The organism is Patulibacter defluvii, assembly GCF_034096925.1.
GTDB classification, from domain to species: Bacteria; Actinomycetota; Thermoleophilia; order Solirubrobacterales; family Solirubrobacteraceae; genus Patulibacter; species Patulibacter defluvii.
This window is the reverse complement of record NZ_JAWZSQ010000031.1, coordinates 1-21,274: the sequence shown is the minus strand read 5'-3', so window position 1 is coordinate 21,274 and position 21,274 is coordinate 1. Positions and strand designations below refer to the sequence as shown.

The 21,274-nt window shown below is 75.5% G+C and carries 19 protein-coding genes and 1 pseudogene; 12 read left to right on the top strand and 8 right to left on the bottom strand.

Annotated features, from left to right (window positions below; translation table 11 throughout):
• Window positions 1-28: 28 nt before the first annotated feature.
• Entirely contained in the window at window positions 29-658 is a 630-nt protein-coding gene (locus tag SH587_RS22190) for an HAD-IA family hydrolase (RefSeq protein ID WP_320672844.1), read from the bottom strand.
• A gap of 110 nt (window positions 659-768) precedes the next feature.
• Here SH587_RS22190 and SH587_RS22185 point away from each other — a divergent pair, with 110 nt between their 5' ends.
• On the top strand, window positions 769-2,007 hold the full coding sequence (locus SH587_RS22185; protein ID WP_320672843.1) for a homoserine dehydrogenase: 1,239 nt from the start codon (window positions 769-771) through the stop codon (window positions 2,005-2,007).
• The gene (gene thrC / locus SH587_RS22180) at window positions 2,004-3,104 is read left to right on the top strand and encodes a threonine synthase (protein ID WP_320672842.1); all 1,101 of its coding nucleotides are present in this window, start codon (window positions 2,004-2,006) and stop codon (window positions 3,102-3,104) included. Before SH587_RS22185 ends, thrC begins: the two co-directional genes overlap by 4 nt.
• Before the next feature lie 19 nt (window positions 3,105-3,123).
• Here thrC and SH587_RS22175 read toward each other — a convergent pair whose 3' ends face one another.
• Genes SH587_RS22175 through SH587_RS22165 form a run of 3 tightly spaced genes read right to left on the bottom strand, consistent with a single transcriptional unit; the run spans window position 3,124 to window position 4,770 of the window.
• The gene (locus SH587_RS22175; protein WP_320672841.1) at window positions 3,124-3,561 is read right to left on the bottom strand and encodes a PIN domain-containing protein; all 438 of its coding nucleotides are present in this window, start codon (window positions 3,559-3,561) and stop codon (window positions 3,124-3,126) included.
• Window positions 3,558-3,794: an AbrB/MazE/SpoVT family DNA-binding domain-containing protein gene (locus SH587_RS22170; RefSeq protein ID WP_320672840.1), complete on the bottom strand. Its 237-nt coding sequence runs from the start codon at window positions 3,792-3,794 to the stop codon at window positions 3,558-3,560. Before SH587_RS22170 ends, SH587_RS22175 begins: the two co-directional genes overlap by 4 nt.
• 40 nt (window positions 3,795-3,834) lie before the next feature.
• Window positions 3,835-4,770 (bottom strand): polysaccharide deacetylase family protein, encoded by a 936-nt coding sequence (locus tag SH587_RS22165; protein WP_320672839.1) that lies wholly within the window; start codon window positions 4,768-4,770, stop codon window positions 3,835-3,837.
• Between the two features lie 119 nt (window positions 4,771-4,889).
• Between SH587_RS22165 and thrB the strand changes: the two genes are divergently transcribed.
• Window positions 4,890-5,762 carry a homoserine kinase gene (thrB, locus tag SH587_RS22160; RefSeq protein ID WP_320672838.1) on the top strand — a complete coding sequence of 291 codons (873 nt, stop codon included), beginning with the start codon at window positions 4,890-4,892 and terminating at the stop codon, window positions 5,760-5,762.
• A gap of 71 nt (window positions 5,763-5,833) precedes the next feature.
• On the opposite strand, the gene SH587_RS22155 is transcribed toward thrB, so the two are convergent.
• Window positions 5,834-6,622: a ParA family protein gene (locus SH587_RS22155; protein WP_320672837.1), complete on the bottom strand. Its 789-nt coding sequence runs from the start codon at window positions 6,620-6,622 to the stop codon at window positions 5,834-5,836.
• Window positions 6,623-6,701: 79 nt separating this feature from the next.
• On the opposite strand from SH587_RS22155, the gene SH587_RS22150 reads away from it, so the two are divergent.
• Genes SH587_RS22150 through SH587_RS22140 form a run of 3 tightly spaced genes read left to right on the top strand, consistent with a single transcriptional unit; the run spans window position 6,702 to window position 8,248 of the window.
• Window positions 6,702-6,977, top strand: a complete 276-nt coding sequence (locus SH587_RS22150) for a hypothetical protein (protein ID WP_320672836.1) — start codon at window positions 6,702-6,704, stop codon at window positions 6,975-6,977.
• A gap of 54 nt (window positions 6,978-7,031) precedes the next feature.
• Window positions 7,032-7,571 carry an SRPBCC family protein gene (locus SH587_RS22145; RefSeq protein ID WP_320672835.1) on the top strand — a complete coding sequence of 180 codons (540 nt, stop codon included), beginning with the start codon at window positions 7,032-7,034 and terminating at the stop codon, window positions 7,569-7,571.
• Between the two features lie 11 nt (window positions 7,572-7,582).
• Complete coding sequence (locus SH587_RS22140) at window positions 7,583-8,248, top strand: hypothetical protein (protein ID WP_320672834.1); 666 nt, start codon at window positions 7,583-7,585, stop codon at window positions 8,246-8,248.
• A 129-nt stretch (window positions 8,249-8,377) separates the two neighbouring features.
• On the opposite strand, the gene SH587_RS22135 is transcribed toward SH587_RS22140, so the two are convergent.
• On the bottom strand, window positions 8,378-9,187 hold the full coding sequence (locus tag SH587_RS22135) for an ABC transporter permease (protein ID WP_320672833.1): 810 nt from the start codon (window positions 9,185-9,187) through the stop codon (window positions 8,378-8,380).
• A 25-nt stretch (window positions 9,188-9,212) separates the two neighbouring features.
• A complete protein-coding gene (locus SH587_RS22130; RefSeq protein WP_320672832.1) occupies window positions 9,213-9,998 on the bottom strand; it encodes an ABC transporter ATP-binding protein in 786 nt (261 codons plus the stop codon).
• 96 nt (window positions 9,999-10,094) lie between these two features.
• Here SH587_RS22130 and SH587_RS22125 point away from each other — a divergent pair, with 96 nt between their 5' ends.
• Window positions 10,095-11,060 (top strand): helix-turn-helix transcriptional regulator, encoded by a 966-nt coding sequence (locus SH587_RS22125; RefSeq protein WP_320672831.1) that lies wholly within the window; start codon window positions 10,095-10,097, stop codon window positions 11,058-11,060.
• A 33-nt stretch (window positions 11,061-11,093) separates the two neighbouring features.
• Complete coding sequence (locus SH587_RS22120; protein ID WP_320672830.1) at window positions 11,094-11,768, top strand: MBL fold metallo-hydrolase; 675 nt, start codon at window positions 11,094-11,096, stop codon at window positions 11,766-11,768.
• A 15-nt stretch (window positions 11,769-11,783) separates the two neighbouring features.
• Here SH587_RS22120 and SH587_RS22115 read toward each other — a convergent pair whose 3' ends face one another.
• Window positions 11,784-13,472, bottom strand: a complete 1,689-nt coding sequence (locus tag SH587_RS22115) for a penicillin-binding transpeptidase domain-containing protein (RefSeq protein WP_320672829.1) — start codon at window positions 13,470-13,472, stop codon at window positions 11,784-11,786.
• Window positions 13,473-13,871: 399 nt separating this feature from the next.
• Here SH587_RS22115 and SH587_RS22110 point away from each other — a divergent pair, with 399 nt between their 5' ends.
• The 4 genes and pseudogenes from SH587_RS22110 to SH587_RS22095 all read left to right on the top strand — a co-directional run.
• Window positions 13,872-15,041, top strand: a complete 1,170-nt coding sequence (locus SH587_RS22110; RefSeq protein ID WP_320672828.1) for a MarP family serine protease — start codon at window positions 13,872-13,874, stop codon at window positions 15,039-15,041.
• An 80-nt stretch (window positions 15,042-15,121) separates the two neighbouring features.
• Entirely contained in the window at window positions 15,122-17,527 is a 2,406-nt protein-coding gene (locus tag SH587_RS22105) for a type IA DNA topoisomerase (RefSeq protein ID WP_320672827.1), read from the top strand.
• Window positions 17,528-17,656: 129 nt separating this feature from the next.
• Window positions 17,657-20,803, top strand: a complete 3,147-nt coding sequence (locus tag SH587_RS22100) for a PD-(D/E)XK nuclease family protein (protein ID WP_320672826.1) — start codon at window positions 17,657-17,659, stop codon at window positions 20,801-20,803.
• Window positions 20,800-21,274, top strand: a pseudogene (locus SH587_RS22095) (hypothetical protein); the annotation flags it as partial. The gene SH587_RS22100 and the pseudogene SH587_RS22095, both read left to right, overlap by 4 nt.

Sequence of the window (21,274 nt, the reverse complement as noted above, 5' to 3'; positions counted from 1 at the left end):
CAGACCGGCAGGCGGCTGGCCCGGGGCCTCAGGCGGGCGTCGACAGCCCGGCGAGGAACGCGGCGACGTCGTCGACGATCGCGTCGGCGGCGGCCAGCGGGCCGTCGTCCTCGTGGGTCCCGCGGACCGCGACCACCCGCATCCCCGCGGCCCGGCCGGCGGCGATCCCGGCCGGGGCGTCCTCCAGCACCACGCAGGCCGCCGGGTCGACGCCCAGCTCGCGGGCGGCCATCAGGTACGGATCGGGGTGCGGCTTGACCCGCGCCGTCCGCTCGGAGGTCACCAGCAGCGGCGGCGCCGGCAGCCCGCAGGCGCCCAGCCGCGCCGCCGCCAGCGGGACGGTGCACGAGGTGACGATCGCCACCGGCGGCCGTCCGCCGGCGGCGGCCGGGTCGAGCAGCTCGCGCGCGCCGGGCAGGGCGACGACGCCGTCGAGGTCGGCGATCTCGCGCCGCTCCAGTTCGTCCGCCTCGGCCACCGGGTCCAGGTGGGGGGCGAGCATCGCCACCACCTCACGGGCGGGGATCCCGTGCGGATGGTGATCCGGCGGCACGATCCCACGGTCGGCCATCCAGCCGTGCCAGACCCGCAGGACGGCGGTCGTGGAGTCGACGAGCGTCCCGTCGAGGTCGGAGAGGATCGCGGCGATCGGCGGCATGGCGGGGCGCCGATGATGGCGGACGCGGCGCCGCCCCGGCGGGGACCGGCTTCGACGTCCGTCCGGGCGGCACGTCCGCACACGCGGCCGCGTGCCATGATCCGCGTCCGATGACGCCGGACCCCCCTGCCCCGTTCCGCGTCGGCCTGCTCGGGCACGGCACCGTCGGCTCCGCCGTCGCCGAGCTGCTGCCCGAGAGCGCCGACGCGATCGCCCACGTCACCGGGCTGCGGCCCGAGGTCTCCGGCGTGCTCACGCGCAGCCGCGGCGACTTCGACGAGATCCTCGCCGCCAGCGACCTGATCGTCGAGGTGATGGGCGGCACCGACGACGCCCGCACCTACGTCACGCGCGCGATCGAGGCCGGCAAGCACGTCGTCACCGCCAACAAGCAGCTGCTGGCCGAGCACGGCGAGGAGCTGTGGGCGCTGGCCCGCGAGCATCGCGTGCAGCTGCGGTTCGAGGCCGCCGTCGCCGGCGTCGTGCCGGTGATCCGGGTGCTCCAGGAGTCGCTGACCGGGCATCCGGTCGAGCGGCTGCACGGGATCGTCAACGGCACCACCAACTTCATCCTCACCCAGATGGCCGCCACCGGCGCGTCCTACGAGCAGGCGCTGGCCGAGGCCCAGCGGCTGGGCTACGCCGAGGCCGACCCGACCGACGACGTCACCGGCAAGGACGCGGCGGCGAAGATGGCGATCCTCGCCCGGCTGGCCTTCGACACCCCGGTCCACCTGAGCGACGTCCCCTACGAGGGGATCGCCCACCTGACGACCGAGGACATCGAGTACGCCCGCGACCTCGACCTCTCGCTGCGGCTGATCGGCACCGCCGAGCGGATCGGCGACGAGCTGGCCGTCCGGGTCCACCCGGCCTTCCTCTACAAGGGCCACCCGCTGGCCGCCGTCGAGGGGCCGTTCAACGCGGTCACGATCGAGTCGCCGGCGATCACCGAGATCACGCTCTCCGGCCCCGGCGCCGGCGGCCCGCAGACGGCGACCGCGGTGATCGGCGACGTGATCAGCGCGATGATCCCGCCGGCCCAGACGCCGCCGACCCGCAACACGCTCGGCTTCGTCGACGACGTCACGTCGAGCTTCTACCTGCACGTCGAGGTGGCCGACAAACCGGGCGTGCTGGCCCAGGTGGCGCAGGTCCTCGGGCTCCAGGGCGTCTCGGTCAAGAGCGTCGTCCAGAAGGGCACCGGGACCGGCGCGCGGCTGGTGCTGGTCGTCCACCCGGTGCTGGAGTCGCGCTTCTACGGCGCCGTCCAGCTGATCGCCGCCAAGGACTTCGTGACCGCGCCGCCGCGGGCGATCCGCGTGATCGACGAGGAGTTCGCGGGATGACCGGCCAGATCGACGCGCCGCCCGGCGGTCCGACCGCGGCCGGCGCGCCCGCGCAGCGCCTGACCGGCGCCGACTCGATCCGCCGGATGGGGCTGATCGAGCGCTACATCGACGCGCTGCCGTTCGCGCCCGGCGACCCGATCGTCAGCCTCAACGAGGGCTCGACCCCGCTGATCCACGCCCCGCGGCTGAGCGAGCGGGTCGGGGCCGAGGTCCACCTGAAGTACGAGGGCCTGAACCCGACCGGCTCGTTCAAGGACCGCGGGATGACCTGCGCGGTCTCGGCCGCCGTCCGCGAGGGCGCCGAGGCCGTGATCTGCGCCTCGACCGGCAACACCGCGGCGTCGCTCGCCGCCTACGCCTCGCGCGCGGGGATCCGCGGCGTGGTGCTGGTGCCGGACGGCAAGATCGCCGCCGGCAAGCTGGCCCAGGCGCTGATGCACGGCGCCCAGGTGGTCGCGCTGCGCGGCAACTTCGACGAGGCGCTGAAGCTCGTCCGCCAGATCAGCGAGATCCACCCGATCGCGCTGGTCAACTCGGTCAACGACTTCCGCGTCGAGGGCCAGAAGACGGCCGCCTTCGAGATCCTCGAGGACCTCGACGGGCAGCTCGACGCGCTCTGCATCCCGGTCGGCAACGCCGGCAACATCACCGCCTACTGGAAGGGCTTCCAGGAGCGCGGGGCGTCGCCGGTGATGCTCGGCTTCCAGGCCCACGGCGCCAACCCGCTGGTCCGCGGCGAGATGGTGCCGGAGCCGGAGACGATCGCCTCGGCGATCCGGATCGGCAACCCGGCGCGCTGGGAGGAGGCGATGGGGGCGATGGTCGGCTCCGGCGGCAAGGTCGCCGACTGCACCGACGAGGAGATCCTCGACGCCTACCGCTTCCTGGCCCGCGAGGAGGGCGTCTTCTGCGAGCCGGCCTCGGCGACCTCGGTCGCGGGGCTGCTGAAGCACGGCGCCGGCGACGCCCGCCGGATCGTCTGCGTCCTGACCGGCCACGGTCTCAAGGATCCGCAGACCGCGCTCGACGAGTCGCCGCCGGTGATCCCCTGCGAGCCGACGCTGAAGGCGCTGGAGAAGGTGCTGATCAGCTGAGGGGGTGGGGCGGCCGGCGCTACGGCGTCGGCGGACCGGTCGGACCGGCGACGAACACGACGCGCGCCCCGATCCGGTCGTAGGTCGACCGGGCCCTGGCGTCGCGGGTGGCGAGCGGGACGTCGTGGTGGACGGCTGCGAGCGCCACCAGGGCGTCGTAGACCGCGCCGCCGCCGATGTTGCGTTCGGCGAGGATCTCCGGCAGACGCAGGCTGGTGTCGCCGTCGAGCAGCAGTGGCGGTTCCAGGCCGCTGCCGGAGAGCAGACGAGCAGCATCGTCGGCGGTGAAGCGGCTGTCGGCCGGAAGCCGCGTCAAGACCGAGTAGGTCTCCGCGAAGGCGTGACCCGCGAGCGCCGCCCTCCGCCGCTGCCACCACCCGCGAACGATCGCGTGGTGCGTGTGCGACCGCATCAGCAGGGGCACCGCGACGCTCGTGTCGAGCGCGACCAGGCTCATCGACGGCCGGCGTCGAGCAACGAGAGCACGATCTCGTCGTCGATCGGCGTGTCGCTCTCCGCGACGAGCAGGCCGTCTTCCTCGACCAGCCGTGCCGTCCGGCCGCCGGGGGTCAGCTGCAGGCCCGGCCCGTAGCGCGAGACGTCGACCGTGCTGCCCGGGGTCAGACCGAGCTCGTCGCGGAGCGCCTTGGGAACCACGATCCGACCGGCGGCATCGATGGTGACCTGCATGGGTCCACCGTACCATCGCCGCCCCATACGACCCAGGGACTCACGCCGCCCCGCCGCCGGCCGGGGCCGCGGCGGTGCCCCGCGCCTGCTGGACCAGCCGGGCGCCGGTGGTCTGCGGCTCGACCCGGATCCGCGGCAGCAGGTACGGGTCCTGGCCGGGCGCGGCGAGGCCGGGCTCGACGGTCGTCGCCGCCGCGTAGCCGGCCGCCTTCACCGCCGCCCGGACGGTCGTGTCGTTGCGGCCCGCGGGGTAGCAGAAGAAGCGCGCGTCGACCCCCAACTTGCGCTTCAGCAGCCGTCGCGATCCGGCCAGCTCGCGCCGCAGCGCCTCGGCGCCGAGCGTGGTCAGGTCGGGGTGGGTGGTGGTGTGGGAGTCGATCTCCCAGCCCTGGCGCAGCATCCGCCGCGCGCCCCACATCGGCAGGCCGTCCTTGCCCAGGTGGTTGACCGCCAGGTTCAGGACCCCCGGCCAGCGCAGCCGCTCCAGCACCGGGGCGGCGTTCATCACCTGCGAGATGTCGCCGTCGTCGAAGCTCAGCACGACCGGTCGCCGGGGCAGGCGACCGCCGTCGTGCCAGGCGCTCCACAGCTCGTTCATCGTGATCGCGGTGAAGCCGGCCCCGTGGAGCGCGGCGATCTGCTCGCGGAAGCGCGCCGGCGGCACCCACAGCTCGGGGTAGGGCGTGCCCGCCTTCGCCTCGGCCACCAGGTGGTACATCAGGATCGGCACCCGCGCCCGTCGCGCCGCCGCCCCCTGGACCGGCCAGCCGGCGGTCCGGTCGCGGGGCTTCGGGTCGGCCGCCCGGTCGCCGGCCGGGCGCGCGGCGGTCGTGCGGGTCGGCGCGGTGGCGGCCGCGCGGGGCGCGTCGTCGCCGCCGTCGCGGGTCACCAGCAGCACCAGCGCCCCGGCCAGCGCGAGCGCCAGGACGGCGATCACCGGCAGCAGCGACGGCGGGCGGCGCGGGGGAGGGGCCATCGCGCCAGGCTGTCACACGGGCCCGCCGTCGCGGGCCGTCGAGCGGGATCCGAACCGCCGACGGCGGCGACCGAGGGGTCTGCGGCGGCCGGCGGGCGTCCAGTAAGGTCGCCTGTCGCATGGGTCGTACCGTCAGCGTCTCCGTCCCCGCCTCGAGCGCCAACCTCGGCCCCGGCTTCGACTGCATGGCCGCGGCGATCGGGTTGTGGATGCACCTCGAGGTCGAGGAGACCGGGCGCTTCGCGGTCGAGCACGACCTGCCGCTGCCGACCGGCCGCGACAACGCCGTCGTGCAGGCCTTCGAGCGGCTACGACCGGCCGACGGGCTGACCTTCCGGATCCGCACCGACGTGCCGCTGGCCGGCGGCCTCGGGTCGAGCGCGACCGCGATCGTGGCCGGCCTGGCCGCGGCGGCGGCGCTCGACGGCGGCACCACCACCCCGGAGGCGCTGCTGCCGCTGGCCGTCGACGTCGAGGGCCACCCGGACAACGTCTCCGCCGCGCTCCACGGCGGCTTCGTGCTCAGCGACGGCACCTGGACCGTCCGGATCGACCCGCCGCCTGGCCTGGAGGCGGTCTTCGTCGTTCCCGACGAGGCGGTCCGGACCGCCGCCGCCCGCGCCGTCCTGCCCCAGCACGTGCCGCTGGAGGACGCGACCAAGAACGTCGCCTGGGCCGCCGCGCTGGCGCTCGGGCTCGAGCGGGGCGACCTCGACGTCGTCGCCCACAGCCTCCGCGACGTGCTCCACCAGCCCCACCGGGCGGCGCTCTTCCCGCGCTCGGCGGCGCTGATCGACGACCACGCCGAGCTGGGCGCGCTCGGGGCAACGGTCTCCGGAGCGGGCCCGACGGTGATGCTGTGGGTCCGCAGCGAGGACGCGCCGGCGGTGGTCGACGCGGCCACCGGTCGCGCGGCCGGCTGGGCCCAGGTGCTGCACGCGCCGTTCGCCGCCGACGGCGCCCGGGTCGGCGTCGGCGTCGGTCACGCCTGACGCCCGCCTGACGCCCGCCGAGCGCGCGCTGTTCGGTACCCCCGCGGTCGTCGATCGCGCGCGGTCGCGGATCAGCCGCGGGCCGCGGCGGCCAGCCGTCGCAGCCGCCGCCGCGAGGGGTCCTCGCCGAGCCGGTCGCAGATTTCGGCCGCCAGCTCCAGGTAGTCGGCGCCCAGCTCCGGCCGGTGGTCGAGGATCGAGACCGCGCGCTCGGCCGACTCGGCGTAGGCGATCGAGGAGCGGATCACCGCGTCGAGCACCTTGCCCGGGTGGGCCTCGCGCAACTGGTCGACCGCCTCGCGCGAGTGGACGGTACGCAGGTCGGCCTTGGTCACCACCGTCCCCAGCCACTCGAGGTCGGGGTTGAGGCCGTCGCGGGCCAGCTCGATCACCTGCAGCGCCTGCTCGACCCCCTGGAGGGCGAAGTACTGGGCCTCGCAGGCGATCAGCGCGTGGCTGGCCGCGACCAGCGCGTTGACCGTCAGCAGGCCGAGGTTCGGCGGGCAGTCGAGCAGGATCACGTCGAGCCCGTCGTCGCCGTCGCGCAGGACCTTGCGCAGCGTCAGCTCGCGACCCATCTTGCCGGCCAGGGCCAGCTCCGCCTCGGCCAGCTGGAGGTTGGCCGGGATCACGCCGTCGTGGACCGCCCCGGCCGCCACCGCCCGGCCCTGGAGCACGTCGGCGATCGTCGGCGCGACGTCCGGCGGCAGGTCGAAGTAGTCCGAGAGGTTGCCCTGCGGGTCGAGGTCGATCGCCAGCACCCGCAGCCCCACGCGGCGGAAGGCGTCGGCGAGGGTGCGGACGGTGGTCGTCTTCCCGGTGCCGCCCTTCTGGGACAGCACGGCGATCCGGTGGGCCATGGGCCGGAAGTCTAGGGCCGCCGCGGGCACGGCCACCCCGCGAGGAGGAGAACGGCGGCGGCCGGCGAAAGGCAGGCCGATGCTGCGCCGCGAACCGATCTCCGAGCCCGACCTCGAGCGCCACCTGCTGCGGGTGGGCGTTTCGTCGCTCCACGCCGAGCGGCTCTGCTGCGACCGCTGCGGCCGCACGCCGCTGGTCGGCGAGGTCGTCTACCGCTACGCCCGCGAGCGCAAGCTCTGCGCCCTCTGCCGGCCGTTCCGCAAGGAGCAGCCGATCGCGTCGGTGCCGGTCCGCCACGGCGAGGAGATCCGCGCCCAGCGGCTGCGCCCGGCCGCCGACCGCGACGTCGCCTGAGGGCGGCCCGCGGCGGCCGTCTGAGCGGGCGGCGGGCCGGCTAGACTGCGGCCCGTGAACCCGGTCAGCGCCTCGATCTCCATCCAGCGCCCGCGGGAAGCGATCTTCGCCTACCTCGAGGACATCGCCAACCACCCCGAGTTCCTCGGCCACCGGCTGGTCGACTGGCACCTGACCCGCGAGGACTCGATCGGCCGCGGCGCCGGCGCCCGCTTCCGGGCCAAGCTGCGGTTCCACCGCTTCGCCTACTACGACGTCACCTTCACCGAGGTCGAGGCGCCGTACCGGATCGCCTTCGTCGGCCGCGGGGGCAAGTACGACCGCACGCTCGTCCACGGCGAGATCACCGTCAAGGAGGAGACCGGCGGCAGCGTCCGGGTCACCTTCACCGTCGAGACCGAGCCGAAGCTGCCCTCCGACCGCCTGATGGAGGCGGTCGCCACCCAGGGCCTCGTCACCCGTGCCGCGCTGCGCAAGGGCCTGGGCCGTCTGCGGACGATCCTGGAGGAGGGACGCGAGTCCGCCAAGACCGGTCAGCGGGTGACGATCGCCGGCGGGGCGAGGAAGCCGGCGTCCGGCTTCCGCCTGAACTAGACTGCCGCCTCATGCGTCAGCGGCTCATCCCTCTGCTGGCGGTCGCATTGTCGGCCACCGCCCTCACCGCCTGTGGAACCAAGACGGACGTGGTCACCCACGGCGAGACGGAGGCGATCTTCGTCGATGTCGGACCAGAGGGCGGTCCGTACCTGAAGTACCAGGTGCAGATCTCGCGCCAGCTGACTCCCGGCGACTTCGAGAACGTCGCGGCCAAGAGCGACCCGGAGAAGGTCGATCCGGAGGACAGCGAGTACCTGCGCGGCCTGACCCCGCAGGAGGCCGCGCTGAAGAAGAACCCGCAGGCGCGGATCGACGACGAGGTCTTCTTCGGCGTCTGGATCGCCGCCTACAACGACACCAAGAAGCCGCTGCTCTCGGCCAAGCCCGACGGCTTCGAGATCGTCGACACCCAGGGCGAGCGGTTCGAGCCGTTCGTGGCCCAGGACCCGCGCAACCCGCCGAACCCGTTCCTGTACAAGCAGGCGATGGTCCCGGCCCACGTCGGCAGCGGCAGCGGCGTGCTCCCGCCCCCGAACAGCCCGGCCGGCAGCAGCACCACCCAGGGCGAGCTGCTGCTCTTCAAGATCCCGCAGTCGTCGCTGGAGAACCGCCCCCTCGTGCTCCACATCAAGGGGCCGAACGGCGGCGAGGCGGAGATCGACCTCGACGTCTAGCGGCGGCGCCAGGCGCGCGTAGACGCTTCGGATCTCGCCACCTGGTGCGCTCGGCAGTACTGAGTACTGCTCTCGCTACCCGGCGGCGACCTCCTCGGTCTACGCGCACCTGGCATCCACCGCTTGGGCTCAGGCGTCCGCCGACCGCCGGATCGTCCGCACGCCGAGCGCCAGCCCGGCCAGGCCGACCGCGACCGCCGCGATCGCGCCCCAGGCGACCGCCGCCACCCCGACGTCGCCGGCGAACAGCGCCCGCTCGGCGTCGACCAGGTACTTGAGCGGGTTGGCGTCGGAGAGCGCCTTCAGCCAGCCCGGGCCGTCGTCGAGCGGCAGCAGCATCCCCGAGAGCAGCATCAGCGGGAAGAGGAACGTCTGCTGGACCATCCAGAAGATCCAGTCCTGGTCCTTCACCACCAGCGCCAGCGAGTAGGAGAGCGCGCCGAGGCCGACGCCGAAGGCCGCCACCAGCAGCAGCCCGAGCAGCGCCGTCGGGTGCGGGTCGAAGCCGAACGGCAGCGCCACCAGCACGATCAGGAGCGCCTGGCCGAGCACCGGGACGATCTCCTTCAGCGCCCGCCCGACGATCAGCGACGAGCGCCGCAGCGGGGTCACCAGCATCCGCTCGTGGCTGCCGGTCTGGATCTCCTGGAGCAGGTTGGCGCCGGTCGTCGAGGTCGCGAAGAGGACCGACATCACGAGGATCCCGGGCACGAACCACTGCAGCGTCGCCGCCTCGCCGAGGCCGCTGGTGCTGACCAGCAGCGGGCCGAAGAGGGCCAGGAAGAAGAGCGGCTGGATCATCCCGAAGACGAGCGTGAACGGCTCGCGCAGCAGCGGCCGCAGCTCGCGCAGGAAGACGGTCCGCACGTCGTCGAGGTAGCTGGTGCGGGTCGACCCCGACGCGGCGGGGGAGGGCAAGGCGGTGAGGGTGGAGGACATCGTTCGGGCTCCGGTCGGGACGGGGTCAGGCGGCGACGGCGGGCAGGAAGCTCTCGCGCAGGCTGCGGCCGGTCAGGTCGAGGAAGACGTCGTCGAGCGTCGGCCGCTGGTGGCCGCTGCGGGCGGTCAGGGCCCGCTTGAGGCCGGCGGCGGTGTCGTCGGCGATCACGCGCCCGCGGTCCATCACCATCACCCGCTCGGCCATGCTGTCGGCCTCGTCCAGGTAGTGGGTGGTGAGGAAGATCGTCATCCCGGTCTCCTCGCGCAGCCGCAGGATGTGGCTCCAGAGGTTCGCCCGGCTCTGCGGATCGAGCCCGGTCGACGGCTCGTCGAGGAACAGCAGCGCGGGCCGGTGGACGATCCCGAGCGCGACGTCGAGCCGCCGCCGCTGGCCGCCGGAGAGCATCGAGGTCTTGCGCAGCGCCTGGTCGCGCAGCTCCAGCTGCTCCAGCAGCTCGTCGGCGCGGCGCTGGCAATCGGCCGCCGCCATCCCGTAGCAGCGGCCCTGGGTCACCAGCTCGTCGCGGACCCGCTGGCTGTGGCCGGCGCCGTTGCCCTGGCCGACGTAGCCGATCCGGCGCCGGACCTCGTCGGGGGCGGTGGCGATGTCGTGGCCGGCGACGGTCGCGCGGCCGCTGGTCGGCGGCAGCAGCGTCGTCAGCATCCGCAGCGTCGTCGACTTGCCGGCGCCGTTCGGGCCGAGGAACGCCACCAGCTCGCCCTCGGCCACCCGCAGGTCGATGCCGCGCACCGCCTCGACCGTCTCGTCGTCGACCCGGAAGCGGCGGGTCAGGCCCTCTGCGTTGATCATGGCGGCGACGCTAGGAGCGATTGCGGCCAGATCTTGACCGCTATCCGTGGCACGATCCCGATCGTCCTCCGCACCCGACCGTCACGAGGCCCCGCGATGTCCGATCCCAGCTCCCGCATGCTGCGCCTGCTGTCGCTGCTCCAGACCCACCGCTTCTGGGCCGGTCCCGAGCTGGCGGCGGAGCTGGACGTCAGCGAGCGGACCCTGCGGCGCGACGTCGACCGCCTGCGCGAGCTCGGCTACCCGGTCGACGCGGCCCGCGGGGCTGGCGGCGGCTACCAGCTCCAGGCCGGCAGCCAGCTGCCGCCGCTGCTGCTCGACGACGACGACGCGGTCGCGATCGCGGTCGGCCTGCGGACCGCGGCCGGCGGCTCGGTGGCGGGGATCGAGGAGACCTCGGTCCGGGCCCTGGCCAAGCTGGAGCAGGTGCTGCCGCCGAAGCTGCGGCGGCGGGTCTCGGCCCTGCAGGCGGCGATCGCCCCCAGCGTCGGCCCGCCGAGCGCGGTCGACGCCACGGTCCTGGCCGTGATCGCCCAGGCCTGCCGCGACCAGGAGCGGCTGCGCTTCGGCTACCGTCGCCGCGACGGCGAGGTCGGCGACCGGACGGTCGAGCCGCACCGGCTGGTCTCGCTCCAGCGCCGCTGGTACCTGGCCGCCTGGGACGCCCGCCGGCAGGACTGGCGGACCTTCCGCGTCGACCGGATCAGCGACCCGGCCGGGTCGGGCTCGCGGTTCGCCCCGCGGCGGCCGCCGACCGGCGACGCGGTCGAGTACGTCCGCTCGTCGATCCGCTCGATGCCGGCCCGCTACGAGGCGGTGGTGACGGTGGAGGCCGCGGCCGACGCGATCCCGCGCGAGGTCGCCTGGATGCGCGGCGAGGTCGAGCCGATCGACGACCGCTCGTGCCGGATCCGGACCCGCGGCGACTCGCTCGAGTGGCTGACGCTGCACCTGGCGTTCCTCCAGCACGACTACCGGATCGAGGGGCCGCCGGAGTTCCTCGCCCACGTCCGCGAGCGGTCCGCGCGGCTGGCGCGGGCGGCCGCCGGCGACGGGGCTTGACTTCAACCATGGTCGAAGTCCTACGGTGGCGCCATGACCACCGCGACGATCGAGACCGTGATCCCCGGCCTGCACGCCTCGGCCCCGCTCGACCTGGGCTTCGGGCGCGTCCCGCTCCAGGCCCGGGCCTTCCTGCTCGAGCGCGAGGCCGGCAACCTGCTGCTCTACGGCGCGTCGGCGATCGAGCCGCAGCGGGACGAGGTTCGCGCCCTCGGCGGCATCGTCCGCCAGTACCTCAACCACAGCCATGAGGCGACGACCGCCGCCGACCGGATCGGCCAGGCGTTCGACGCGCCGCTGGTCGTCCACGCCGCCGACGCGGCCGAGGTCGCCGCGACCGCTCGGGTCGGCGCCACCTTCGACCACCGCCACCGGATCGGCGACGACCTGGAGGCGATCCCGATCCCCGGCCACACCGCCGGCGCGACCGCCTACCTGTGGCGGGCCGGCGACGGCGAGCGGGTGCTCTTCACCGGCGACTCGGTGTTCGTCCGCGGCGGCCGCTGGGTGGCGGCGCTGCTCGACGGGATCAGTGACCGGGGCGACTACCTGAGCAGCCTGGAGCTGCTGCGCGGGCTGACCTTCGACCGGCTGGTGCCGGGCGTCGCGCCGGTCGGCCAGCCGTTCACCTTCGCGGTCGACCGGGCCGAGGCCGACCGCCAGCTGGGCGAGATCGTCGACCGGCTGTGGGCCGGCCAGGACCAGTGACGGCGCGGCGGCCGCTCAGCCGCCGGTCGCGTCGAGCGCGGCCTTCAGGACCGCGCTGGCCACCGGGGCGGCCGTCTCGCCGCCCTGGAAGTTGCTGATCCGCAGCACGCCGACGGCGATCGGGTCGTGGCCGCTGCGGTTGGCGGGGGCGAAGGCGGCCATCCAGGCGTCGGTGTTGGTGCCGTCCTTGTTGCCGCAGGCGCTGTCGACCGGCGGCGCCTCCTCGCCGCTGCCGTCTGGTGCGGCCTGGGCCTCGCAGTGGTCGCCCTGGGTGGCGCGCAGCTCGGCGGTGCCGGTCTTGCCGGCGGTCGTGGTGCCGGGGACCGCGGCCTTCTTGCCGGTCCCGCTGGCAATCACCGCGAGCATCAGCTGGCGCATGTCGCGGGCGGTCGACGGCTCGATGATCCGCTTGGCGCTGGCCGCCTTGGTGCTGCGGACGAAGGTCAGCTGCGGCTTGCGGCCGCCGTTGGCGATCGTGGCCGCCATCACGGCCACCTGCAGCGCGGTCGCCTGGACCTGGGCCTGGCCGATCCCCGACTGGGCGAGGTCGCCGGCGCCGATCTCCTTCGGCAGCTGGCTGGTCTGCGCGCCGAGCACGCCGGGCGGCTGGTTGAAGCCGAACCGCTCGGCCATCTCGACGAACCGCTTCGACCCGAGCTTGACCGCCATCGGCGCGAAGACGGAGTTGCAGGAGTGGGCGAACGACTGGACGAGCGTGCCGCCGCACGACTCCTGGTTGGAGTTCTGGATCCCCAGCGCCTCGGTCGCGTAGGGGTAGCTGGTGGTCGTCTTCGCGACGCCGTCCTCGAGCCCGGCCGCGGCGGTGATGATCTTCATGGTCGAGCCGGGCGGCTGGAGCACGCTCCAGGCCAGCCCGTGGAAGGCCAGCACCTCGCCGGTGCGGCTGTTGACGACCACCACGCCGCCGCCGTGGGGGGCGTCCTGCTGGGCCTCGGCGGCGGCCCGCACCACCGGCAGCGAGATCGAGCTGCGGACGGGGGCGGCCTTCTGCGGCGCGACCCGCTTGAGGACCCGGTCGCCGGCCTTCAGCGAGCCGCCGGGCTTGCCGATCAGCTGCGGGTTGAGGATCCGCTCCAGCCCGCTGACGCCGACCTTGGCCCCGTCGGGCACGCCGAGCCGGCGCAGCATCGGCAGGTCCTCGGGCTTGGCGGTGTCGACCTGACCGCGGACCTGCTGGGCCAGGTTGGGCAGCGGCGAGCTGCGGCTCTCGCCCTCGGCGATCGGGGTCTCGCCGTCGCGGGCGAGGATCGTGCCGCGGGCCGGCATCTCGGTCGTGCGGCTCAGCTGCTCGCCGTCGCGCAGGCCGGGGAAGGTCAGGCGCTTGGCCCAGCGGACGCGGGCCTGGTCGCCGCTGCCGACCAGCGGCAGCCGGATCGTGCCGCTGATCGTCCCGAACAGCCGCGTGCGGACCACCACCGGGACGTCGAACGCCTGGCCGTCGCGCTTCGGATCGCCGACCCGCAGCTGCTGGACGGTGGCGGTGGTCAGCGGGTCGCGGACCAGCTGGGCGAAGCGCTTCTCGGTCGTCCGCTCGCGGACGTCGTCGGAGACGTGCTCGTACATCGCCCCCGGGTCCTGGGCGACCCAGGCCCGCAGGTAGCCGTCGACGGCGTCGCGCTCGGCCTGGCGGCTGGCGCGGGCGTCGAGGACCAGGTAGCCGCCGATCCCCGCGGCCAGCACCACGGCGACCAGCGCGAAGGGCAGCCACGGACGGCGACCGCGTCCGCGGCCCCGGCGACCGACGGGCGGACGACCGCCGCCCCCGCCGGCCGGCCGGATCGGCGAGCCGCCCGGACCGCGGGTCCCGCCGGAGCGGGCCGGCCCGCCGCTGCGCGCGCCGGTCGCCCGCGTCGCGGCCGCCCCACGAGGGGCGGGGCCGCGCGCCGCGCCGCCGGTGCTCCGTTGCGGAGGACGTCTGCGTCCGGGGGCGGGCATTCGGGCGTACATACTAGTGTCCGTCGACCCTCCGGCCGGTCGCTGGGCGCTCCGCTGCGGCGTTCCGGTCGCTGAGCGGGAGGAACGTGTCCCTCGGCGGCCGTCCCCGGCCCCCGCGATCGATCTCCCGGGTAGCGTTCGTCGGCGATGACGGTCCTCGACTGGGCGCTGGTCGTCGCCGCCCTGCTGGCGGCGGTCGGTGGGGCGACGCAGGGCTTCCTCGCCTCGGCGCTCGGCTTCCTGGGCTTCGCCGCCGGGGCCTTCGCCGGCGTCCGCCTGGGGCCGCTGGTGCTGCCCGGCGGCAGCGAGGACGTCAACGCGCCGATCGTGGCGCTGATCGCCGCCACCGTGCTCGGGATCCTGCTCGGCGGGCTGCTCCAGCAGGTCGGGGAGCGGCTGCGGCGGCGGCTGCAGGGCGAGGGCCCGCGGCGGGTCGGGGTCGCGCTCGACGCCGGGCTCGGCGCCGTCTTCACCGTCGCTTTGGTGGTCGGGGCGGCCTGGCTGGTCTCTGCGATCGCGCTCCAGACCCCGAGCCTGCCGTCCGACTGGCGCTCGGAGATCCGCCGCTCGACCGTCCTCCGCGAGCTGCGCCGGAACCTGCCGCCGGCCGACGACGCGCTGGCGCTGCTGGCCCGCTTCGACCCGCTGCCGGGGTTCGCCGGGCCGTCGGTGACCCTCGCGGCGCCGGACTCCGGCGTCCTCCGCGGCGACGGCGTCCGCCGCGGCCGGCGCGGCGTGGTGCGGGTCGAGGGCACCGCCTGCGGGGTCGGCGTCGTCGGCTCGGGCTGGGTCGTCGCCCGCGGCTACGTCGTCACCAACCAGCACGTGATCGCCGGCGAGCAGGAGACGACCGTCACCCCCGAGGCCGGCGGCGACCGCCTGCGCGCGATCCCGGTCCACGTCGACGCCCAGCAGGACATCGCGATCCTCGCCGTCCCCGGGCTCCAGGCGGGGCGGCTGCGGATGGTCCGCGACCCGCGCCGGGGGACCGCGGCGGCGCTGCTCGGCTACCCGCTCGCCGGCCCCTTCAAGGCCCGCGCCGCCCGGATCGCCAGCCGCCAGGCGGTCCGCGGCGAGGACGCCTACGGCCAGGGACCGGTGACCCGGCTGGTGCTGCCCTTCCGCGGCCGCGTCGAGCAGGGCAACAGCGGCGGACCGCTGGTCGACGCCCGCGGCCGGGTGGTCGGGACGGTCTTCGCCTCGTCGGTGCGCGCGGCCCAGCGCGGCGGCTACGCGGTCCCCAACGACGTGGTCGCCGCGGCGATGACCGAGATCCGCTCCGGACGGGCCGTCGACCCCGGTCCCTGCAGCCACTGACACGAAGTTGGCGCAGGTTCTGCGGAGCATTGGCACCGACCGTCGCAGGCACGCCGCGCCGGGCTCGCTACGCTCCGCCGGTGGGTAAGACGCTCGTCATCGCGGAGAAGCCGTCGGTCGGCAAGGACCTGGCCAAGGTGCTGCCTGGCTCGTTCCAGGTCGGCAAGGTCGGGGCCGAGCGGAACGCCCGCTGGATGGAGGGGCCCGAGCACGTCATCACGTGGGCGATCGGCCACCTGGTGCAGCTGGCCGAGCCGGACGCCTACGACAAGAAGTTCAAGCGCTGGCGGATGGACGACCTGCCGATCGTCCCCGAGCACTTCCAGCTGGTCGAGCGCGACGAGGGCTCGAAGAAGCAGATGACGGTGATCCGCAACCTGCTCTCGCGGGCCGACGTCGACGAGGTCATCAACGCCTGCGACGCCGGGCGCGAGGGCGAGCTGATCTTCCGCTGGGTCTACGCCAAGGCCGGCGGCAAGAAGCCGACCCGGCGGCTGTGGCTGTCGTCGATGACCGAGGACGCGATGCGCCGCGCGCTCGGCGAGCTGCGGTCCTCCGACGAGGTCGAGCTGCTGGCCCAGGCCGCCCAGTCGCGGTCGGAGGCCGACTGGCTGGTCGGCATGAACGCCACCCGCGCCGCCACGATCCGGCTCCGCTCCAGCTTCGACGGCGCCGTCTCGCTCGGCCGCGTCCAGACGCCGACGCTGGCGATCCTGGCCCGCCGCGAGGAGGAGATCCGCGCCTTCGTCCCCGAGCCGTACTGGCTGGTCGACGCCCGCTTCGAGGCGCCGGAGAACGAGACCGGCAAGCGCGTCTACTGGGGTCGCCTGCACCAGAGCCCGACCCCCGGCGGCGCGCCGACCCAGCCGCGGCTGGCGACGGCCGCCGAGGCCGAGGCGATCGCCGCCGCCGTCCAGGGGCAGCCGGGCCGGATCACCAAGCTCGACAAGACCCGCCGCAAGGAGCGGGCGCCGCTGCTCTACGACCTGACGTCGCTCCAGCGCGACGCCGGCAGCCGCTTCGGCTTCACCGCCCGCCGCACCCTCGCCGCCGCCCAGCGCTGCTACGAGGAGCACAAGGCGCTGACCTACCCGCGGACCAGCTCCCGCTTCCTGACGACGGACATGATCCCCGAGATCAAGCCGACGGCGGGCGAGGTCGGGGGCCGGCCGGAGTACCGCAAGGCCGCGGCCTACGTCACCGGGCTGGCCTCGCTGCCGCTGGGCCGGGTCGTCAACGACGCCAAGGTCGCCGACCACCACGCGATCATCCCGACCAACGCCCAGCACGTGCTGGAGCGGATGAACGACGACGACCGGCGGATCTACGACCTCGTCGTGCGCCGCTTCCTCGCCGTCTTCCACCCCGACGCCGAGTTCGAGAACACCCGGATCGAGACCACGGTCGACGTCACCGTCCCGGTCGTCCGGCGCGACGACGAGGGCAACGAGACGACCGAGCAGGTCGGTCCGCAGCTGTTCCGCACCCGCGGCCGGGTGCTGCTGGTGCCGGGCTGGCGCGGCGTCTACGGCGAGGACGCCGACGGCGGCAGCTCCTCCGACGACGAGGACGAGGGCCGCCAGCAGACGCTGCCGAAGCTGGCCCAGGACGAGGACGTCCAGACGCTCGAGGCGGCGGCGGAGGAGAAGGTCACCAAGCCGCCGCGGCGCTTCAGCGACGCGTCGCTGCTGGGCGCGATGGAGACCGCCGGTCAGCTCGTCGACGACGAGGAGCTGCGCGAGGCGATGAAGGACTCGGGGATCGGCACCCCGGCCACCCGCGCCGCGATCATCGAGCGGCTGATCGACGTCGGCTACGTCGAGCGCGACGCGCGGGCGCTGGTCGTGACCGAGAAGGGCCTCAACGTCATCCGCCTGATCGACGTGCCCGAGCTGGGGCTGACGTCGCCGACGCTGACCGGCGACTGGGAGCACAAGCTGGCCCAGATCGAGTCGGGCGAGACCACCCGTCAGGCGTTCATGGCGAGCATCGCCGACTACGCCGAGAAGACCGTCCGCGCGCTCGACGACAAGCTCAAGGACGTCCGGATCCCGCGGGCCGACCTCGGTCCCTGCCCGGTCTGCGGCCGCCACATCACGGAGAACCGCAAGGGCTTCTCCTGCTGGTCGAAGGACGATCCCGGCTGCGGCTTCGTGATCTGGAAGAGCAAGGCCGGCAAGACGCTGCCGCCCGCGGTCGCCAAGGAGCTGGTGAAGACCGGCCGCACGGCGAAGGCGGTGACCGGGTTCAAGAGCCGCGCCGGCCGCAACTTCCGCGCCCGCCTGGCCCTCCACCAGACGGAGGAGGGCAAGTGGCGGGTCGAGTTCGACGAGCCGTGGGCCAAGGAGGGCCTGCGGGCGCCGTCGGGCGAGGGCGACGGGATCGCGATCACCGATCCCTCGACCACGCCTCCGACCCCGACCCCGACCCCCGCCGCGGGCAGCGGCGACAGCGGCGACGGCGACGGGGACGCGGCCGCCGCCTGAGGCGCGGTCGGGGGGCGGTCGGGGGAACGTGGCCACGACCACGGTCCTGCACGCCGCCGTTCGACCACCGAGGACCGGGCGCTGCAACGGTCCCTGCGGTCCGTCCGCGAATCCTGAGACGGTCGAACGGTGACGCTGCAACTCGTCACCGGACCGACGAACGCCCGCAAGGCGGGCGTCGTGCTGGGCCTGGTCCGGCGCTGGGCGCTCGAGGCGCGGGCGCCGGTGCTGGTGGTCCCGACCGGTCCCGACGCCGACCGCTACCGGCGCGAGCTGCTCGACCTCGGCGGCGGCGCCGCGGTCGGGGTGACGGTGGTGACGCCGAAGCGGCTGGCCGACCTGGTCCGTCGCGCGGTCGGGGTGCCGCGGCCGACCCTCGGCCCGGTCGCCCGCGACCGGATGCTGGCCGCCGCGCTGGCGCCGCTGGCGCCGGCCCGTCCGCTCGGCGGCACCGCGCGCCGGCCGGCGGTGCGACGGCGGCTCGACGGGCTGCTCGAGGAGCTGGCCGCCCGCGGCGTCGACCCGGCGCTGCTGCACGACGAGCTGGAGCGACTCGACCCGGCCGAGCACGGGGTCGACCGGATGCTCGTGGCCGACCTGCGCGAGGTGCTCGACGCGGTCGCCGCCGCCGGTGCCCGCGCGGCCCGTGATCTCGACGCCGAGGCCGACCGCGGCCGCGGGGCCGACGGGACCGCCGGCGAGGGGCCGTTGCGGTCGCCGGGCGCGGTCGCGCTGGCCGTCCGCCGGGCGCTGGCCGCCGCGCCCGAGCGGTGGCAGGGCCGGCCGGTCGCCCTCTACGGCTTCGACGACCTGACCGACGATCAGCTGGCGCTGGTCCGGACCCTCGCCCGGGCGGCCGACGTGGTGGTCTCGCTGCCGTTCGAGGACGGCCGGATCGCCACCGCCGGCCGGCGGGCGATCGTCGACGAGCTGCGGGTGGTCGCCGCACAGCTGCCGCCGGACGGGCTCGGCACCACCGGCCTGCTGCCGCTGCGGGCCGGGAGCCCGCTGCTGGAGGGCTCGCGGGTGGCCGAGATCGCCCCGCGCGAGCTGGTCCTGGCCGCGGCCGGCGACGACGACGGCGGCCGCGCCCGGCTCCAGCGGCGCCTGTTCGAACCCCCCGACCCCGACCCCGACCCCGACCCCGAGGCCGCGCCCGGCGACGCGCCGGCGATCGTCGATGACGTGGTCCTGATCACCGGCGGCGACGCCCGCAGCGAGACCGAGGCGCTGGTCGCCGAGCTGCGCCGGGTGGTCGACGAGCACGCGCTCCAATGGCACCAGGTGGCGATCGCGGTCCGCGACGCCGAGGGGCCGGCCGGGGCCCGGATCGAGCGCGAGCTGCGGGCCCAGGGCGTGCCGGTCGCCCGCCCGCGCGAGCAGGCCGCCCGTCGGACCGCGCTCGGCCGAGCGGCGGTCGCCCTCGGCCGGGTGGTGACCGACGCGGCCGACGCCGAGGACGTCCTGATGGTGCTCCACGCCGCCGCCGATCCGGAGCGCAGCGACGCGGTCGACCGGCTGGCGATCGGGCTCCGTCGCGACGCGATCGGCGGGATCGAGGCGGCGATCGAGCGCGCGGCGCGGGTCGATCCGCGGCCGGTCGGCCTGGGAATGATCGAGGCCGCCCGCCGGCGGGCGGCCGACGCCACGCTGGCCGGGGCGCCCGGCGGCGGCGCGCTCCATCCGACCCTGGCGCTGACGGCCGCGCTGGTCCCGGCGATCGAGGACCTGGAGCGGCTGATGGGGTCGCGGATCCTGCCCGCCGAGCGCGACGACGAGCGGCGGGCCGCGGCCCGGATCCACGACCACCTGGAGCAGATCGCGGGGCTGGTCCGGTTCGGCGACGGACTGCTGCCCGACCCGGCCGAACTGCTCGACGAGCTGGCCGAGCTGCCGGTGCCGACCGGCGAGCGGCCGGGTCCCGGGCGGCTGGAGATCGCCGCCCCGGGTGCGCTCCGCGGGCGCCACGTGGCGGTGCTGGCGCTGGCCGACCTGCGCGAGGCGGCGTTCCCGGCCCCGGAGCCGATCGACCCGTTGATCGACCGCGAGGCGCGCGAGGTGCTGCGGGCGGCCGGCAACGTCACGCTCGACCTGCCCGCGGACCGGCTGGCGGCCGAGCGGATGCTGTTCCTGGAGCTGGTGGCGCGGCCGACGACCCGGCTGCTGCTCTCGCGTCCGGCGGCCGCGGCGACCGGCGAGCCGCTGCCGGCGGCGCCGTTCCTGGCCGACGTCGAGGCGGCGCTGGCGCCCGCCCGCCCGCGGACCGTCCACCGGCCGGCGTCGGCGATCGTCCGGCCCGCCCGTCGTGCCGTGGCCGCGGCAGCGCCGCTGGGGCTGGCGCTCGACGACGTCGGCCGCGAGACGGTCCGGCGGGTCCTGCTCGATCGTTCGCGGTTCGCCGTCCGCGAGGTCGAACGGCTGGCGCGCTGCCCGGTCTGCTGGCTGGTCGAGCACCTGGCGGCGGCCCGCGACGATGCGCCGGAGACCGAGCCCCAGCGTCACGGCCTGCTCGTCCACGCGGTCCTCCAGCAGGCGCTCGACGCGGTCGCGGGGGAGGGGGCGGCGTACGGCGAGCTCGACCCCGAGGCGCTGGTCGCGGCCGGGCGGGCGGCGCTCGACGAGGCCGGCCCGCGGGCGGTGGTCGGCCTGCCCGAGCACCGGGCGCGGGTGCTGCTGCGGCGGGCCGAGGCCGGGATCGCGGCGGTCCTGCGGGCGCTGCCGGATCGCTACGCGGCGGCGCGGCTGCACGCGGCCGAGCTGCGGATCGACGACGACGGCGACCTGCCCCCGATCGACCTCGGCGACGGCGCGACGGCGGTCGGCCGGATCGATCGCGTCGACCGGGTGCCGCTCCCGGACGGCGACGAGGGCCTGGGGGTGGTGGATTACAAGCTCGGCAGCGGCGGGGCCGTCTCGGCGGGCCGCTGGGAGGAGACGGCGACCCTCCAGGCGGCGCTCTACCTCTACGCGGTGGCCACCGGCGTCGGCGGCCCGCCGGCCTACGCGCTCTACCAGCCGACGGCGCCCCGGACCGGCATCGATCCCGCGGCCCGGCCGCCGGCGGGCCTCGAGCTGCGGGGCGTCCTCGACGGCGTGCGGCGCCGCGGTCCGGCCGACCTCGACGCGCTCGAGGAGATCCTCGCCGTCGCGGTCGCCCAGGCCCGAGCGGCGGTCTCGGGCCTGCGCGGCGGCGTGATCGCGCCGCTCCCCGGCACCAGTGTCCACGGCGAGGAGCAGCGCTGCGACCACCCGGCGATCGCGAGGCTGCTGCCGTGAGCCGCCGCCGCGCCAACGACCCGGGCCAGGCGTCGCTCTTCGACCTGCTGGGACCGGAGCCGGAGGAGGATCCGGTCGGGGGGCCGGCGGGACCGGCGGCGGCCGCGGACGCCGAGGCGACGCCGGAGCGGACGGCGACCCCGGAGACTGCAGCCGCGGACGCCCCCGGCGGAGAGACACCGGCCAGCGAGAAGCCGGCCACGGGAGAGGGCGATGCTCCCGCGCCGCCGACCGCGGCCGAGCCGCCGGCGGTCGACCCGGGGACGGGCCGCGGACCCGCGCGTCCCGCCGACGCGACCCCCGGCGTCCTGCCGTTCGGCGAACAAGCCCCGCCCGCCCCGTCGCGCGCCGCCGCCACGCCCGGCGGCAGCGCGGCCCCGCCGACCGCGGCGAGCACGATCAGGACCAGCGCCGGCGGACGGCCGGGCAGCAGCGCGATCGCCACCAGCACGGCCGCGGCGACGCTGGCGG